We start from the raw sequence: 14,876 nt of genomic DNA on the forward strand, positions 1-14,876 counted from the left end.
TGATCAAAGTTTACACGCCGCGGGTTGGCAAGTAGAAAATTGGGGGCAGTCAGCAACTGCTCCACAGCCTGGAGGGCCCATGCCCGATCGGGACAAGCGACACACGGTGCCTCGGATGGATGCGGCCGCATGAGCCGGCGCCGCACGCTATCGCCGGTCGGGCGCGAGACGCTGCACGACCGGGTCTATGCCGAGCTGCGCCGGTCGCTGATCCACGGCATGTTCGACGCCGGCGAGGTGCTGCGCATCGTCGAGCTGGCCGAGACGCTGCAGACCAGCACCATGCCGGTGCGCGAGGCGCTGGGCCGGCTTGTGTCTGAGCAGGCGCTGGAGGCGCTGCCCAACCGTTCGGTGCGGGTGCCGCTGATCACCCGCGAGCGGCTGGACGACCTGGCCCGCGCCCGCTGCCTGATCGAGGGCCAGGTCACGGCGCTGGCGCTGCCCCACCTATCGGCGGCGGATTTCGACCGGCTGCGGCAGCTGACCGTCGCTTGCGAGGCGGCCTTCCGCAGCGACGAGGCGGACAAGGCGCACCGGACGTCGGAGCTGAACCACGACTTCCATTTCGCCATCTACCGCGCCGCCGGGTCGGCCGTGCTGATCCCGATCGTCGAAAGCCTGTGGCTGCAATCCGGCCCCTATGTCCGCGCCGCGGCGCAGATCCATGACGAGCAGCGCGACATCCCGGCCACCCATTTCCACTGGGAGCTGATCGACGCGCTGGAGCGCGGCGATGCCGGCGGGTCGACCCGGGCGCTGACCGACGACATCACCCGGTCCTTCCGCCTGATCCGCGGTCGGCTCGACGCCGAGGATGCCGAGGAGAGAGCCTATGGCTGACACACCCAACGACAGCTGCGAGCCGGACGACAGCTTCGAGCTGTACGACCTGCGGGTCGATGTGGTGGCGCCCGAAGGCGGGCCGATCTATTGCGGCGCCAAGGTCGGCGACCATTTCGAGCTGCGCGGCGAGATGCTGCACCTGCCGCCGGGCCAGGGCTTCTCGATCTATTCGCTGGCGGCGCTGCTGCCGCTGCTGCCGGCCAAGCAGCGCCCGACCCATCCCCATGACTGGATGACGACGGACGCCGAGGTCGCCTGCCCCGACCCGAACTGTGCGTCGCGCTTCCGCATCACCCGGACCGGCCGGCGCCGGTTCAGCCATGCCGCGACCACGGCGGTGCCCCTGCCGCTCCAGGACGAGTGAGGCGACCATGCAGAGACTCCCGCTGGCCCCGGATTACGAGATCTCGCGCGTGATCCGCGGCGGCTGGCAGCTGTCGAGCGGCCATGGCGCGGTGCGCAGCGACGACCCGGTGGCCGACATGATGGCCTTCGCCGATGCCGGCATCACTACCTTCGACTGCGCCGACATCTACACCGGCGTCGAGGAGATGATCGGCCGCTTCCGGCGGCAGTATCGCGAGCTGCGCGGGGCGGAGGCGCTGGGCCGGATCAAGGTGCACACCAAATACGTGCCCGACCTGGAGGTGCTGCCGCGGATCGGCAAGGCCGATGTCGAAAGCGTGATCGACCAGTCGCTGCGACGCCTGGGGGTGGAGCGGCTGGATCTGGTGCAGTTCCACTGGTGGGACTATGCAGCGCCGCGCTGGCGGGAGGCGGCGCTGTGGCTGGAGGAACTGCGCCGCGCCGGCAAGATCCACAAGATCGGCGGCACCAATTTCGACACCGACCACATGCTGGAGATCGTGCAGGCCGGCGTGAAGCTGGCCACCATGCAGGTGCAGTATTCGCTGCTCGACCGCCGGCCGGAGGGGCGGATGGCCCGGGCCGCGGCCGAGAACGGCGTCGCCTTCCTGTGCTACGGCACCGTCGCCGGCGGCTTCCTCGGCGACCGCTGGCTCGGCGTGGCGGAGCCGGCGGAGGCGCTGGAGAATCGGTCGCTGGTCAAATACAAGTTGATCATCGACGATTTCGGCGGCTGGGACCTGTTCCAGGCCCTGCTGCAGGCGCTGCGCCGGGTCGCCGACCGGCACGGCAGCGATATCGCCACGGTGGCCAGCGCCGCGATGCTCGGGCGGCCGGGCGTGGCGGCGGTGATCGTCGGCGCCCGCAACCGCGACCACCTCGCGGCCAACCTCGCCGTCTCCAGCCTCGCTTTGACCGAGGAGGACCATGCCCTGATCGCCGAGGCGCTGGCGGGGGCGCGGGAGATCGAAGGCGACGTCTTCACGCTGGAGCGCGACCGCCACGGCCGCCACGGCGCGATCATGAAATACAATCTGAACAAGGGCGCCGCCTGAGCTTCGTCAAACAATGGCCGGCGGCAGGTCGCCGGCCCAACCAAACAGGGAGTACAGCGATGAAACGGATCCTACTGACCACCGCCCTGGTGTCGGTCCTCGCCGCGCCGGCGCTGCCGTCCGCCGCCTGCGACATCACCGTCGGCCTGGTGATGGAGCTGACCGGCCCGGCCGGCGCCTATGGCCAGGCCGGCGCCAAATCGGTCGAGATGGCGTTCCGCGACATCAACGACGCCGGCGGCGCCGCCGGCTGCAACCTGGTGACCGACACCCGCGACAGCCAGAGCCAGGGCACCGTCGCGGTCGACCAGGCGACCCAGCTGGTCAACATCAAGAAGGTGCCGGTGGTGATCGGCGGCATCATCTCCTCGGTGTCGATCCCGATCCTGACCTCGGTGACGGCGCCGGCCGGGGTGGTCCAGGTGTCGCCCGCCTCCTCCTCGCCGACGCTGACCGCGCTCGGCCGCGACGGCAAGACCAACGGCGTGTTCTTCCGCACCATCACCTCGGACGCGCTGCAGGGCACGGCGGCGGCGAAATACGCGCTGGACCAGGGCCTGAAGAAGATCGCCGTCATCCACGTCAACAACGATTTCGGCGTCAACATCGTCCGCGAATTCTCGGCCGCCTACACCAAGCTGGGCGGCACCATCACCTCGACCACGCCCTATAACGAGCAGCAGGCGAGCTACTCCGCCGAGGCCAGCGCGGCCATGGCCGGGGAGCCGGAGGCGCTGTACCTGGTCAGCACCCCGGTCGACGGCGCCACCATTGCCCGCGCCTGGATCTCGGGCGGCGGCCCGCAGAAGCTGCTGCTCAATGACGGCATGAACTCCAGCGACTTCATCGAAGCCGTCGGCGCGCAGTACCTGAACGACGCCTACGGCACCTCCTCGGGCACCAGCAAGACGGCCTCGACCGACTATTTCTACGGCGCCTATGAGGCCTTCTCCGGCGGCATCAAGCCGGACGCGCCGGCGGCCGACCGCTCCTACGACGCCGGCGCCATCGTCGGGCTGGCCATCGCCAAGGCCGGCAAGGCCGACGCCGCGGCGATCAAGGCCGCCATCCCGCAGGTGGTGGCCGAGGGCGGCACGCCGATCCATGCCGGCAAGGCCGAGTTCGCCAAGGCGCTGCAGCTGATCAAGGACGGCAAGCCGATCAAATACGAAGGCGTGATCGGCCCGGTGAGCTTCGACAAGTATGGCGACATCACCGGCCCGTTCCGGCTGTGGCGGATCCAGGACGGCAAGGTCACCACCACCGGCGAGATGAGCGCCGCCGAGGTCGACAAGATCCGGGCCGAGCTGGCGAAATAAACCTGTAACCGACGGGTCTGGTCGCGACGAACGTGAGGTGCGTGGTGGCGCCTCGCGTTCGCGGGGAGCCTCGATCGAAAGGGGGAGAGCTTCATGACCCGTCTTACCGCACAGGACTTCCAGCCCGAGCTGCTCGAGCTGTACGATTTCTACGTCCATGGCAAGATCACGAAGCGCGAGTTCCTCGACCGCGCCGGCACCTTCGCCGTCGCCGGACTGACCGCGGCGGGGATCCTCGCCTCGCTGAGCCCGAACTACGCGATGGCGCAGCAGGTCGAGTTCACCGACCCGGACATCGTCGCGGAGTACATCACCTACCAGTCGCCCAAGGGCAATGGCGAGGTCCGTGGCTATCTGGTCCGCCCGGCCAAGGCGGCCGGCAAGGTCGCCGGCGTGGTCGTGGTGCATGAGAACCGGGGCCTCAACCCCTATATCGAGGATGTGGCGCGGCGCGTGGCCAAGGCCGGCTTCGTCGCGCTCGCCCCCGACGGGCTGACCTCGGTCGGCGGCTATCCCGGCAATGACGACAAGGGCCGCGAGCTGCAGCAGAAGGTCGACCCGGCGAAGCTGATGAACGACTTCTTCGCCGCGGTCGAGTTCCTGATGCAGAGCGATCTGACCACCGGCAAGGTCGGCATCACCGGCTTCTGCTATGGCGGCGGCGTCGCCAACGCCGCGGCCGTCGCCTATCCCGAGCTGCGGGCCGCCGTGCCGTTCTACGGGCGGCAGGCGAAGGCGGAGGACGTGCCGCGCATCAAGGCGCCGCTGCTGCTGCACTATGCCGAGCTGGACACCAACATCAACCAGGGCTGGCCGGCCTATGAGGCGGCGCTGAAGGCGGACGGCAAGACCTACGAGGCCTTCATCTATCCCGGCGTCAACCACGGCTTCCACAACGACTCGACGCCGCGCTACGACGAGGCGGCCGCCAAGCTGGCCTGGGACCGGACGATCGCCTGGTTTAAGAAATACCTCGCCTGAGGCCTTGCGACGGACGCGTCGCTCAGCGGCGCGTCAGGCCGATCGCGGCCTCGACCAGCCTCTCGGCCGCGCCGGGCGCGAAGGCGGCGGGCAGGCCGTAGTAGCGGTGCGCCTCCTCCACCTCATAGCCGCCGTGCCGGTATTCGCCGGCTGGCGGGATGTAGCCGGGGCAGCCATCGGCGAAGCCGAAGGTCATGGTGCGGCCGGCCAGCGGGTCGCCGTCCAGCGCGCGGCGCAGGTCGAGCCCGGTCCGGGCGAAGATCTCGCCCGGCAGGCCGATCAGCCGTGCGCCGCCCCAGTCGAACAGGGTGACCCGCGCCGGCCAGGGAGCCAGCGGCCGGGGCGCCACCCGTTCAGCCCAATCGATCCAGCAGCGCAGCAGGGCGGCCCGGGCCGGGCCTGCCGTTGCGGCCTCCCGGCGCCAGGCATCCGCCAGGACAACCGGCGCTTCAGTCTCGGTCCGCGCCAAAGGCAGCATCAACTCGGTCGAGACGGCACGGATGTCGTTGCCGAGCGGCAGCTCCGGCGCCTGCAGGGCCGATTGCGCGATCACGCCGCCGATGCGCTCGGCCTCGGCGAAGGTCCGGTCCGGCCGCGGCGCGGTCGAAATCGAAGCATGCGCCGGATGGCCGGTGTTGATGTCGCCGGTGCAGCCGGTGAGGAAGATCGCGACGGCGCCGGGATGGGCGGCCTCCAGGTGGCGGCGGACAGCGCCCGGATAATCGGCGGTGAACAGGGTGTTGTCGGCGCCCAGCACCACCGGGTGCAAGGCATAGGAGGCCAGGACCGCGATCGTCGCCCCGCCTGGCTCCCGGATCCGCAGCACCGGCAGCGCCGGATCGACCGGGCCGCCGGCATGGCGGCGGTTGCGGGCGATGCCGGGGTCCGCGCCCATGCCGAAGCCCAGCCGGGCCGGCCGCCGGGCCGCACGGGCCGCGGCGACGGCACGGACGCAGGCATCTTCCAATCGCTGCAGCCAGGCCGGGTCCAGCTCCGGGCCGAGCCGGCCGGGCATGGCGACGGGCCCGCCATGGGTGTGGGTGGCGGCGACGATCAGATGGCCGTCGGCGAGCCCGGCCCGGTCGCGGATCCGGCGGCAGCTGTCCTCGTGCAGGCCGATCGCGTCGGCGACCACGATCGTGGTCTCGCCGACCGCCACGGCGCGGACGGTCAGCGGGTCGTGCGCGCCGGTGGCAGGGCTGGTGCGGGCGGCGAAGCCGGACATGGCAAGGCCGGCCGGGGGCGTCACATCGATCACAGCCGCGCCGGCTGGTACAAGGCCGCTCACGGCCGCTCCTCGCCCAGCACCAGGACGGTGTCGATAGAGAGGTCCCGGTCGCCGGGCGCCCAGCGGAAGCGGATCAGGTCGGCCGGTGCGCCCACCGCTAGCACCCCTCGCCCGCCGGCGAAGCGGCCGGGATTGACGGTGGCGAGGCGCAGGGCGTCGGCCAGCGAAATCCCACCCATCTCGATCGCGAGGGCGACGTCCTGCTTCAGCGGCCGGGCGGCGCCGGCGAGCAAGGGCGTGCCGGCGAGGCCGAGCCGGCCGTCGGCGGTCAGCTCGACCCGGCCGCCGACCGGCTGGTCGTAGAGGCCGGGCGGCAGGCCGCCGAGCGCCGCCGCGTCCGAGACCAGCACGGCGCGGTCCAGCCCCTTGGCCCGCAGCATCGCCTTGAAGACCTCCGCCGACAGGTGGTGCCCGTCGGCGATGAAGCTGGCGGTCAGACGGTCCTCGGCCAGCTGCGACCAGATCGGGTTCGGATGGCGCGGCAGCATCGGGGCGATGCCGTTGCCGAGATGGGTCGACAGCACCGCGCCGGCCGCGACCGCCGCGGCGATCCGGGCCGGCGAGGCGCCGGTGTGGCCGATCGCGACATGCACGCCGCGCGCCGCGAGACCATGGATGTAGTCCGGCGCGCCGTCATGGTGCGGCGACAGCGTGACCAGGCCGACGAGGCCGCCGCAGGCCGCCTGCCAGCGGTCGAACTCGGCGAGGTCCGGCGGCCGCACCTGGTCGCGCGGATGGGCGCCGCGCGGCCCGTCCTCCGGCGAGATGTGCGGCCCTTCGACATGCATCGCGGGGATGGCGTGGGCGACCAGCGGGTCGGCCGCCCGGGCTGCGGCGATGGCGGACAGCGCCGCGGTGATCGAGGCCTCGGAGGCGGTGATCAGCGTCGGCAGGAAGCTGGTGACGCCACCGTCCCGCAGCACCGCCGCCAGCCGCGCCACCGTCTCCGGCATCAGGCCGCCGCCGTTCAGGTCGTGCCCGGCGAAGCCGTTGACCTGCAGGTCGACCAGACCGGCCGACAGCCACGCCGCCTCGCCCGCCGGGCCGTCCTCGATCGCGGCCACCCGGCCGTCCGCGACCGCGACCGCGAGGCTGCGGCCGGTGGTCGGGTCGCGGCCGGTGATCACAGCGACCGGACCCGGCCGCGGAACCGGCCGATGAAGCGGCCATTGGCCTCGTCGCCGCCCGGGGCGTTGCCGCTGCGCCAGACCGGCGGCTCGATGCCGCGCTCGGCCAGCTTCGCAATGGTGCGGATGACCAGGCAATTCAGCGCGAAGGCGTTGGCGAAGGTGGAGACGGCGGCCACCGGCTCCCCCACCCCCGGAATCTGCACGACGGCGTCGCCGATCGGCACCTTGGTGTCGATGGCGATGTCGGCCAGATCGTGCAGGTTCTGCTTGGTCGGATGGCGGGCGGGATGGTCCGGCGCGGTCTGGTCGGCATGGCCGCGGGAGCTGACGCCGATGACGAAGGCGCCCCGTTTCTTCGCCTCGATCGCCGCGTCGATCAGGGCGGCGTTGATGCCATAGGCATTGACCAGGATCAGCAGGTCGTCCGACCCCAGGCCGCGGTCGGCGATCACCACCCGGCCGTAGCCCGGCGTCCGCTCGATCGCCATCGACCGCAGGGCGCCGTTCGACAGCAGCGTGCCCTCGTCGAGGATGGCCGAGACATGCATCAGCCCGCCGGCGCGGAAGAAGATCTCCTGCGCCGCCAGGTTGGAATGGCCGCCGGGCCCGAAGACATGGACCAGCCGGTCGGCCGCGATCTGGTCCGCCAGCCGGGCGGCGGCGCGGTCCAGGCTGTCGCACTCGGTTTCCAGGATCGCGCGCATCAGCGCATGGGTGCTGTCGAGATAGGCGGCGCAGAGGGCGTCGGCGTCGATGTCAGCCATGGGGGGTCGACTCCGGGTCCAGGAACAGGGTGACGGCGGGGTGACGGCGCAGCGCGGTCGCCGGGCAGGCCGCGCCGATCGGGTCGTGCAGCGCCCGGCGCACCGCCTCGCGCTTGGCCGCGCCCGGCACCACGCAGACCAGCCGGTCGGCGCGCAGCAGCCGCGGCACCGTCAGGGTGATGGCGTGGGTCGGCACGTCGGCAAGCCGGTGGAAGCAGCCGTCATCGACCTGCTGCCGGCGGCAGACGGCGTCGAGCTCCACCACCTTCACATCCAGCGGGTCGGACAGGTCGGCCACCGGCGGGTCGTTGAAGGCGAGGTGGCCGTTCACACCGATGCCGAGGCAAACGATGTCGATCGGCGCCTGCGCCAGCGCCTGGGCATACGCCACGGCGGCCGCGGCCGGGTCCGCGCCGGGCTCGATCAGATGGACCGCCCCGAAGGGCAACCGGTCGAACAGGTTTCGGCGCAGCCACAGGGCGAAGCGCTCCGGCGCGTCCGGTGCCAGGCCGATGTACTCGTCCATGTGGAAGGCGGTGACGCGGCCCCAGTCGATGCCGGGCTCAGCCACCAGGGCGTCGAGCATCTCGGCCTGGCTCGGCGCCGCGGCGAAGATCATGCGGGCGGACCCGCCGTCCTGCAGCAGGCGCCGCAGCTTCGCCGCCACGACGGCAGCGGCGGCCCGGCCCATCGCGGCGCGGCTGGGATGGAGCTGGACATCGATGCCGCCGGCCGGGGCGGAAACGGACAGGGTCATTCAGGGCTCCGTTGGGCCGGCGAAGCCAGCCTTTCGATCGTCAGCAGCAGCGCCCGGGCGATATGGAACGGATCTTTCACCGGCAGCGCCACAGTCTTGTCGAGCGGCGCGCCGGCGCGGTCGCGGATCTGCACCCATTCGCCGCCCGGGCCGGCAGGGAAGACGCGGTACGTGTAGGCCGCCAGCCGGTCGTGCCAGGCGGCGAGATCCTGTCGCCCGGTCTCGAGATGCAACAGCGCCAGCGTGTACAGCGCCTCGGCATGCGGCCACCACAGCTTGGTGTCCCAGGTGTCGACGACGAGATCCTCATAGCGGTCGCCCGTCCGCCGGCCGCGCGGCGCGCCGCCGTCGCGGTCGGCATAGCGCAGCAGCCCGCCAAAGTCCTCGTCCCAACCCAGCGCCGCGGTGCGGAGGGCGATGTCGGCGAGGGTGCCGGCATCGAACAGCCGGAAGCCCGCCGCGATGCCCCGGCGCCGCAGCGACTGCCCGGCCTGCAGCAGGAACCAGCAGGCCTCCAGCACATGGCCGGGGGTGCGGTGGCGGGCCAGCAGCGTGTCGGCATCGGCGGCGGAAGCGGGCACCATTTCGGCGACGTCGTCGCCGGACACGAAATCCGCCTCGATCTCGCGCACCGCGCCCAGCACGATGTCGGCGGCCGCCCTTGAGCCGGTCGCGTCCAGCACCTCCGCCCCGACGCCGACCAGGATCATCGGCAGCGAGAAGCCGCGGAAGCCGGACCGGATCGGATACGGCTCCGTGCGCGCGGTGCCGGCGGCGATGCGGCCAGCGGCGCTCGCCAACAGCCGCTCCGCCAGGTCGCCCCACTCCCCGTCCCCGCTCTCCGCCGCCAGCGCGGCGAAGCCGAGGGCCACGAACAGGTCGGCGAAGACGCTGGTGTGCAGGTCCTCCGCCGGTGCCGGCGGCTTCGGCGTGCCGTCCTGCGCCAGAAGATAGGCCGTGCTGCCGTCCGGCAGCAGCGCATGGTCGCGCAGCAGGATGGCGGTGCGCCGCGCCCGGCCGAGTCCCGCGGCGGGGTCCATCTCGACCAGGCCGAGCCGCCCGGCGCGGGCCAGCCGCGCCATCAGCCACACCCACCGCCCCTGCGACCAGGTGTATTTGTCGCGCGACAGCAGCCGCGAGCCGTCATTCGACCAGCAGGTGAAGACCCCGCCATGGCGGTCGTCCGGGGCGTTGGCCAGCCACCAGGCCAGGACGTCATCGACCAGATGGCGGGCGGTGGCCCGGCGCAGCGCCGCCTGGTCGGCGATCGGGACGATCTCAGGCACGGCTGGCGCTCTCGCCGCGGACCGGGATGCCGGCCACCGCCGTCTCGTCGCTCTCCAGCGCGTCGATCAGGGCGTCGGCCTCGGCGTTCCGCCACGGCGCCACCAGGCCGATCCCGATGAACACGGCCAGCGAGCACAGCACCGGCCCGGCCACGGTGATCGAGGTGACCCAGTCCGGGTTCAGCGCCTTGATCTGGTCGACGAAGACGTATTTCACCAGCACGAAGACGACGAGGCCGGTGGCCCAGGATGCCAGCGCCGCGGTCGGGCCGCAGCGCCGGAAGGCCGGCAGCATGCCCAGCAGCATCGGGATCGCGATCGGCCCGACCAGCGCGCCGAACCACAGGATGATCAGCCCCAGCACGCCACCGAAGCTGTCGGCGGTCAGCGCGATGCCCATCGACAGGGCGATGAACAGGCAGGTGCTGAGCCGGCCGATAAACAGCTCGGTCCGGCCGGACATCTGCCGGGCACCCTTCCAGACCACCGGCAGGATGTCGCGGGTGACGACGGACGAGACGGCGTTGGCGTCCGATGAGGTCATCGCCATGGTGTGCGCGAACATCCCCGCCAGCACGAGCCCGATCAGGCCGGTCGGCAGCAGGCTCTGGGTCAAGAGGGCGTAGGATTGCTGCGGCTGGTCCAGGTTCGGCAGCAGGATCGGCGCCGCCCACATCGGGAAGAACAGGATCAGCGGCCACACCAGATACAGCGCGGCCGACAGCAGCGCCGCCTTGCGCGCGTCACCGCCCGTCGGCGCGGCGATGAAGCGCTGCGCCAGGTTCCAGGTGCCGCCGTTGTAGGACAGGGTGTTGATCAGCAGGTACACCAGCACGAAGACGATGGTGTACTGGCCGTTGAAGGGCTGGGAATGGCCCGGCGGCAGTTGGTCCCAGATGGTCCACAGCGCCGAGACGCCGCCCAGCTTGGCCAGCACCGCGACGAACAGCACGATGCCGGCCAGGAGCTGGATGACGAACTGGCTGAAATCGGTCAGCGCGTCGGCCCACAGCCCGCCGATGGTGGAATAGATCAGGGTGACGCCGCCGGTCAGCAGCACGCCCCAGACCAGCGGCACATCGGCGAAGACCTTCAGCAGCAGGGCCGTGGCGGTCCATTTGGCGCCGACGTCGAACACCTTCAGCGCCCCGCCGCTCCAGGCCAGCACCTGCTGGGTCGGGATGTCGTAGCGGGTCGACAGGTATTCCAGCGGCGAGATGATCTCCAGCCGCTGCCGCAGCCGCGACCAGCGCGGCGCGAACAGCACCGACCCGACCACCATGGCGAAGGCGATGCCGATCGCCCACCAGACATAGAGGGTGAAGCCCGCCGTATAGGCGATCGCGGCATAGCCGACGAAGACCGCGGCGCTGTAGCCGGACATGTGGTGCGACACGCCGGACAGCCACCAAGGCATCCGGCCGCCGGCGGTGAAGAAGTCGGCCGCCGTCTTGATCTGGCTGCGGGCCCACACGCCGATGCCGATCATCAGCAGGAAATAGGCCCACAGCACCACCCAGTCGAACGTCCCCATGAAGTCCCCCTTGCTGCCGGCCCGGACGTTGCGGGCCTTCCGGCGACAGGGTGTTGTGCAACCGGTTGCATGTCAAGCCGCAACCGGTTGCATTACGAAATTTCGAAATCGTCGTACCATTTTGTTCCGCCGCTCCGCCGCGCTAAGAATGGCGGAGCGAACCAACAGGGCCCCATGGACCAGCCGCCGAAACCCATCCCGACGATCGAGCAGGTGGCCCGCGCCGCGGGCGTGGCGCGGTCGACCGTGTCGCGCGCCTTCAGCCGGCCGGGAATGCTGAGCCCGCAGACCGTGGCCCATGTCATGGCCGTGGCCGCTCGGCTGGGCTATGCCCCGAACCAGGTGGCCCGGGCGCTGTCGACCGGCCGCTACGGCAACATCGCGCTGATCGTGCCCGACGTCGCCAACCCGTTCTTCCCGCCGCTGATCCGGGCCGCCGAGGCCCGGGCGGACGCCGCCGGCCTCTGCGTCTTCCTCGGCGATTCGGACGAGGATCCCGCGCAGGAGGAGCGGCTGACCGGCAAGATGGCGGCGCAGGTCGACGGCTTCGTCCTGGCCTCGTCGCGGCTGGCCGAGGATGCCGTCCGGGCGCTCCGCGGCCGGCGGCCGGTGGTGCTGGTCAACCGCGACATCGAGGGGCTGGACCGGGTGCTGATCGATAGCGCCCCGGGCGCCGCCGCGGCGGTCCGCCACCTGCAGGAACTCGGGCACCAGCGCATCGCCTATATCGGCGGCCCGCCCTCCTCCTGGTCCAACCAGCAGCGGCGGTCGGCAGTGCTGCGGACGGCGGAAGAGCTGGGGGTCGAGGCCGTCGAGGTGGCTGCGGAGCGCCCGTCCTATGAGGGCGGGATGGCGGCGGCCTCGGCCGTGCTGGCCGCCCGGACCACGGCGGCGATCGCCTTCGACGACCTGGTGGCGCAGGGCCTGCTGGCCGGCCTCGCCGGGCTCGGGGTCGAGGTGCCGGCCGGGTTCAGCGTGATCGGCTGCGACGACGTGCTGGGCGCCCGCACCTACCCGCCGCTGACCACCATCTCCTCCCGCTCGAACGACGCGGGCCGGGCGGCCATCGAGATGCTGCTGATGCAGATCGAGTCCGGCCCGTCCGCCGGCACGGCGCAGCGGCTGGCGACGGAGCTGATCGTCCGGGCGACGACGGCGGAGCCCGGCCGCCGCTGACCGGCTGGCATTCCGTCAGAGATCCTGGGTCGGTTCCGGGACGGATCGATCGGACGCGGCGGCGAACGGTGAGCCCTGGCCTCCCCGCGCGGCGCAGGCGATCCTGGCAACGAAGCGGCGTTTCACCTCGCCGATCTGCCGCTCGCAGGCAGCTGAGGGATTGTGATTGTCGTTGGCCTGAGGCCGGGGCGGAATCATGGCGTCATCAAAAATGCAGTGGACTATACCGCCAGCATGACACCACAACCGCAGATCCTCCAGCGAAAAGCCGCGGGCCTGCATTGGCAGGGCCGTTGACGGAAGTGCTACTCTAGGTTGATCAAGGGCAGCGCCAGCCTTGCCCGGGGGAGATGACAGACGTGCCGGACGCCGCACATCGCCTTCGTCGCCGCGAGGTCATCCACCGCACCTCCACCACCACAGTGATCCGGGCCGTTCTCGACGACGGCCGTCCGGTGGTGCTGAAGGAGGCGCTGGGCGAGCCGGTGGTCGGCCTGGTCGATCGGCTGCGGCGCGAGCACGAGCTTCTGTCGCGCTTCGACTCCGACCTCGTGGTCCGCCCGGTCGGGCTGCAGCCTGACAGCCCGGACGGGCCGGCCCTGGTGCTGGAGGATATCGGCGGGATCGCCCTGTCCGCCTGGATCGCCACGGCTCCGCCGGATCTCGCCGGCCGGATCGCGGTCGCTGAGGCCCTGGCCATCGGCCTCGCCCATGTGCATGAGCGCGGCGTGCTGCACGGCGACCTGTCGGCCCATAACATCGTGCTCAACCCGGCGGACAACCGGGTCAACTACATTGATTTCGGCGGCGCCGTGCTGCTCGACCGCGGCGACTCCATCCCGGCCGAGGCCCTGCCGGCGGTGGAGGACCTGACCGCCGTCGCCCCCGAGCGGACCGGCCGGATGAACCGGCCGATCGACCATCGCGCCGATCTCTATTCGCTCGGCGTCGTCCTGTACCAGCTGTTCGCCGGCCGGCCGCCCTTCGCCGGCGGGGAGCGGCTGGAGCTGCTGCACGCCCATCTCGCCCAGCGGCCGCTGCCGCTGGACGCGGTGCTGCCGGGGTTTCCGCCGGTGCTGGCGGAGATCGTGGCGACGCTGCTGATGAAGGACGCCACTTCCCGCTACCGCAGCGCCGCCGACCTCGCAGCCGATCTGGGACGCTGCCGTGCCGCCTTCGTGCCCGCGGATGCCGTGGGCGGGCGCATCGCCGCCTTCGCCCTCAGCGCCGGTGATGATGGCTTCGGCGACGGCGCGACCCTGTATGGCCGGGCGGCCCCCCTCGCCGCGCTGCAGGCGGCGTTCGACGCGGCGCGGACCGGGCGCAGCGGTGCCGTGCTGGTCACCGGCGCCCCCGGCATCGGCAAGAGCGCGCTGGCGGCCGGGCTGCGCGACCGTGTGGCCGAGGCCGGCGGGCGCTTCGCCGCCGGCAAGTTCGAGCAGCAGCGCGACGAACCCTATCTCGGCCTGGTCCAGGCCTTCGCCGGGCTGGTGCGCGGCGTGCTGACCGAACCCGACGCCACGGTCGCGGCCTGGCGGGCCACGCTGCTGGACCGGCTGGGCCGCAGCGCAAGCGTGCTGGCCGAGCGGGTGCCGGGGCTCGACCGGCTGATCGGGCCGCAGCCGCCGGCCGCCTTCCTGGCCCCGGCCGAGGCTGGACACCGGCTGGCCAAGGCGGTGCAGGACCTGGTCGCCGCCTTCGCCGCGCCGGACCGTCCACTGGTGCTCGTGCTGGACGACCTGCAATGGGCGGACGCCGCGAGCCTGGAGCTGCTGGGCCCGATCTGCGCCGCCGCCCCCGCCGGCGGGCTGCTGCTGATCGGCACCTGCCGCGACGGGGAGCTGGAGCCGGCGCTGCGGGACACGCTCGACGCGCTGCCCGGGCTGCGCCGCATCGCCCTGCAGCCGCTGGCGCCGCAGGATATCGAGGCGATGCTGGTCGCCGTCTATCGCGGTGGGCCGGGCCAGGCGGCGGCCGCCGCCGCCCTGGTGCACGCCAAGACCCTGGGAAATCCGCTGTTCGCCCGCCAGCTGCTGGGCCATCTGCGCGACATCGGCGCAATCGGCCCTGCCGGACGCTGGGACCTGGACCGCATCGCGGCGGTGCAGGCGACCGACAACGTCGTCGGCTTCCTGGCCGACCGCATCGGCCATCTGCCGGCGGAGCTGCGGCGCGTCGTGACCACCAGCGCATGCCTGGGAATGCAGGTCGATGCGGAGCTGCTCGGCGCCGTCCTCGGCCTCGACGCTGCACGGCTGCGGCGGATCCTCGACGCTGCGGTGGCCGAGGGTCTGATGGTCGCCCATGACGGCGGCGTCGGCTTCGCCCATGACCGGATCCGCGAGGCCGCCGACCGGCTCGCCGCCGAAGCAGGTCG

General features: G+C 71.8%; 13 protein-coding genes. 7 read left to right on the forward strand and 6 right to left on the reverse strand.

What is annotated here, in order from left to right:
• Positions 1-129 precede the first annotated feature (129 nt).
• From FFK22_RS04565 to yghX, 5 genes are all read left to right on the forward strand, one after another.
• Complete coding sequence (locus tag FFK22_RS04565) at positions 130-840, forward strand: GntR family transcriptional regulator (protein ID WP_138890419.1); 711 nt, start codon at positions 130-132, stop codon at positions 838-840.
• On the forward strand, positions 833-1,207 hold the full coding sequence (locus FFK22_RS04570; RefSeq protein ID WP_138890418.1) for a TIGR04076 family protein: 375 nt from the start codon (positions 833-835) through the stop codon (positions 1,205-1,207). Before FFK22_RS04565 ends, FFK22_RS04570 begins: the two co-directional genes overlap by 8 nt.
• A gap of 7 nt (positions 1,208-1,214) precedes the next feature.
• Positions 1,215-2,264 carry an aldo/keto reductase gene (locus FFK22_RS04575; RefSeq protein WP_138890417.1) on the forward strand — a complete coding sequence of 350 codons (1,050 nt, stop codon included), beginning with the start codon at positions 1,215-1,217 and terminating at the stop codon, positions 2,262-2,264.
• Positions 2,265-2,323: 59 nt separating this feature from the next.
• Positions 2,324-3,583, forward strand: coding sequence for an ABC transporter substrate-binding protein (locus FFK22_RS04580; RefSeq protein WP_138890416.1), 1,260 nt, complete (start codon positions 2,324-2,326; stop codon positions 3,581-3,583).
• A gap of 93 nt (positions 3,584-3,676) precedes the next feature.
• Complete coding sequence (gene yghX, locus FFK22_RS04585) at positions 3,677-4,564, forward strand: YghX family hydrolase (RefSeq protein ID WP_138890415.1); 888 nt, start codon at positions 3,677-3,679, stop codon at positions 4,562-4,564.
• 22 nt (positions 4,565-4,586) lie between these two features.
• On the opposite strand, the gene FFK22_RS04590 is transcribed toward yghX, so the two are convergent.
• The 6 genes from FFK22_RS04590 to FFK22_RS04615 are packed head-to-tail and all read right to left on the reverse strand — an operon-like array spanning position 4,587 to position 11,323.
• On the reverse strand, positions 4,587-5,852 hold the full coding sequence (locus tag FFK22_RS04590) for a hypothetical protein (protein ID WP_221938384.1): 1,266 nt from the start codon (positions 5,850-5,852) through the stop codon (positions 4,587-4,589).
• The gene (locus FFK22_RS04595) at positions 5,849-6,979 is read right to left on the reverse strand and encodes an N-acetylglucosamine-6-phosphate deacetylase (protein ID WP_138890414.1); all 1,131 of its coding nucleotides are present in this window, start codon (positions 6,977-6,979) and stop codon (positions 5,849-5,851) included. The genes FFK22_RS04590 and FFK22_RS04595 overlap by 4 nt, the downstream gene beginning before the upstream one ends.
• Positions 6,976-7,746 (reverse strand): sugar isomerase domain-containing protein, encoded by a 771-nt coding sequence (locus FFK22_RS04600; RefSeq protein ID WP_138890413.1) that lies wholly within the window; start codon positions 7,744-7,746, stop codon positions 6,976-6,978. Before FFK22_RS04600 ends, FFK22_RS04595 begins: the two co-directional genes overlap by 4 nt.
• A complete protein-coding gene (locus tag FFK22_RS04605) occupies positions 7,739-8,503 on the reverse strand; it encodes a 6-phosphogluconolactonase (protein ID WP_221938385.1) in 765 nt (254 codons plus the stop codon). The genes FFK22_RS04600 and FFK22_RS04605 overlap by 8 nt, the downstream gene beginning before the upstream one ends.
• A complete protein-coding gene (locus FFK22_RS04610; RefSeq protein ID WP_221938386.1) occupies positions 8,500-9,789 on the reverse strand; it encodes an AGE family epimerase/isomerase in 1,290 nt (429 codons plus the stop codon). Before FFK22_RS04610 ends, FFK22_RS04605 begins: the two co-directional genes overlap by 4 nt.
• Positions 9,782-11,323 (reverse strand): sodium:solute symporter family protein, encoded by a 1,542-nt coding sequence (locus FFK22_RS04615; protein ID WP_138890412.1) that lies wholly within the window; start codon positions 11,321-11,323, stop codon positions 9,782-9,784. Before FFK22_RS04615 ends, FFK22_RS04610 begins: the two co-directional genes overlap by 8 nt.
• Before the next feature lie 174 nt (positions 11,324-11,497).
• On the opposite strand from FFK22_RS04615, the gene FFK22_RS04620 reads away from it, so the two are divergent.
• Positions 11,498-12,499 carry a LacI family DNA-binding transcriptional regulator gene (locus tag FFK22_RS04620; protein WP_138890411.1) on the forward strand — a complete coding sequence of 334 codons (1,002 nt, stop codon included), beginning with the start codon at positions 11,498-11,500 and terminating at the stop codon, positions 12,497-12,499.
• A 359-nt stretch (positions 12,500-12,858) separates the two neighbouring features.
• Positions 12,859-14,876 (forward strand): AAA family ATPase (locus FFK22_RS04625; protein WP_186002300.1); only part of this gene is annotated, 2,018 nt, incomplete at its 3' end.

The sequence above is a fragment of the Mycobacterium sp. KBS0706 genome, assembly GCF_005938675.2.
Taxonomy (GTDB): domain Bacteria; phylum Pseudomonadota; class Alphaproteobacteria; order DSM-16000; family Inquilinaceae; genus Inquilinus.

Coding starts and splice junctions, on each gene's coding strand:
- FFK22_RS04565 (WP_138890419.1), top strand. CDS start 130: ATGAGCCGGCGCCGCACGCTATCGCCGGTCGGGCGCGAGACGCTGCAC.
- FFK22_RS04570 (WP_138890418.1), top strand. CDS start 833: ATGGCTGACACACCCAACGACAGCTGCGAGCCGGACGACAGCTTCGAG.
- FFK22_RS04575 (WP_138890417.1), top strand. CDS start 1,215: ATGCAGAGACTCCCGCTGGCCCCGGATTACGAGATCTCGCGCGTGATC.
- FFK22_RS04580 (WP_138890416.1), top strand. CDS start 2,324: ATGAAACGGATCCTACTGACCACCGCCCTGGTGTCGGTCCTCGCCGCG.
- yghX (WP_138890415.1), top strand. CDS start 3,677: ATGACCCGTCTTACCGCACAGGACTTCCAGCCCGAGCTGCTCGAGCTG.
- FFK22_RS04600 (WP_138890413.1), bottom strand. CDS start 7,746: ATGGCTGACATCGACGCCGACGCCCTCTGCGCCGCCTATCTCGACAGC.
- FFK22_RS04605 (WP_221938385.1), bottom strand. CDS start 8,503: ATGACCCTGTCCGTTTCCGCCCCGGCCGGCGGCATCGATGTCCAGCTC.
- FFK22_RS04615 (WP_138890412.1), bottom strand. CDS start 11,323: ATGGGGACGTTCGACTGGGTGGTGCTGTGGGCCTATTTCCTGCTGATG.
- FFK22_RS04620 (WP_138890411.1), top strand. CDS start 11,498: ATGGACCAGCCGCCGAAACCCATCCCGACGATCGAGCAGGTGGCCCGC.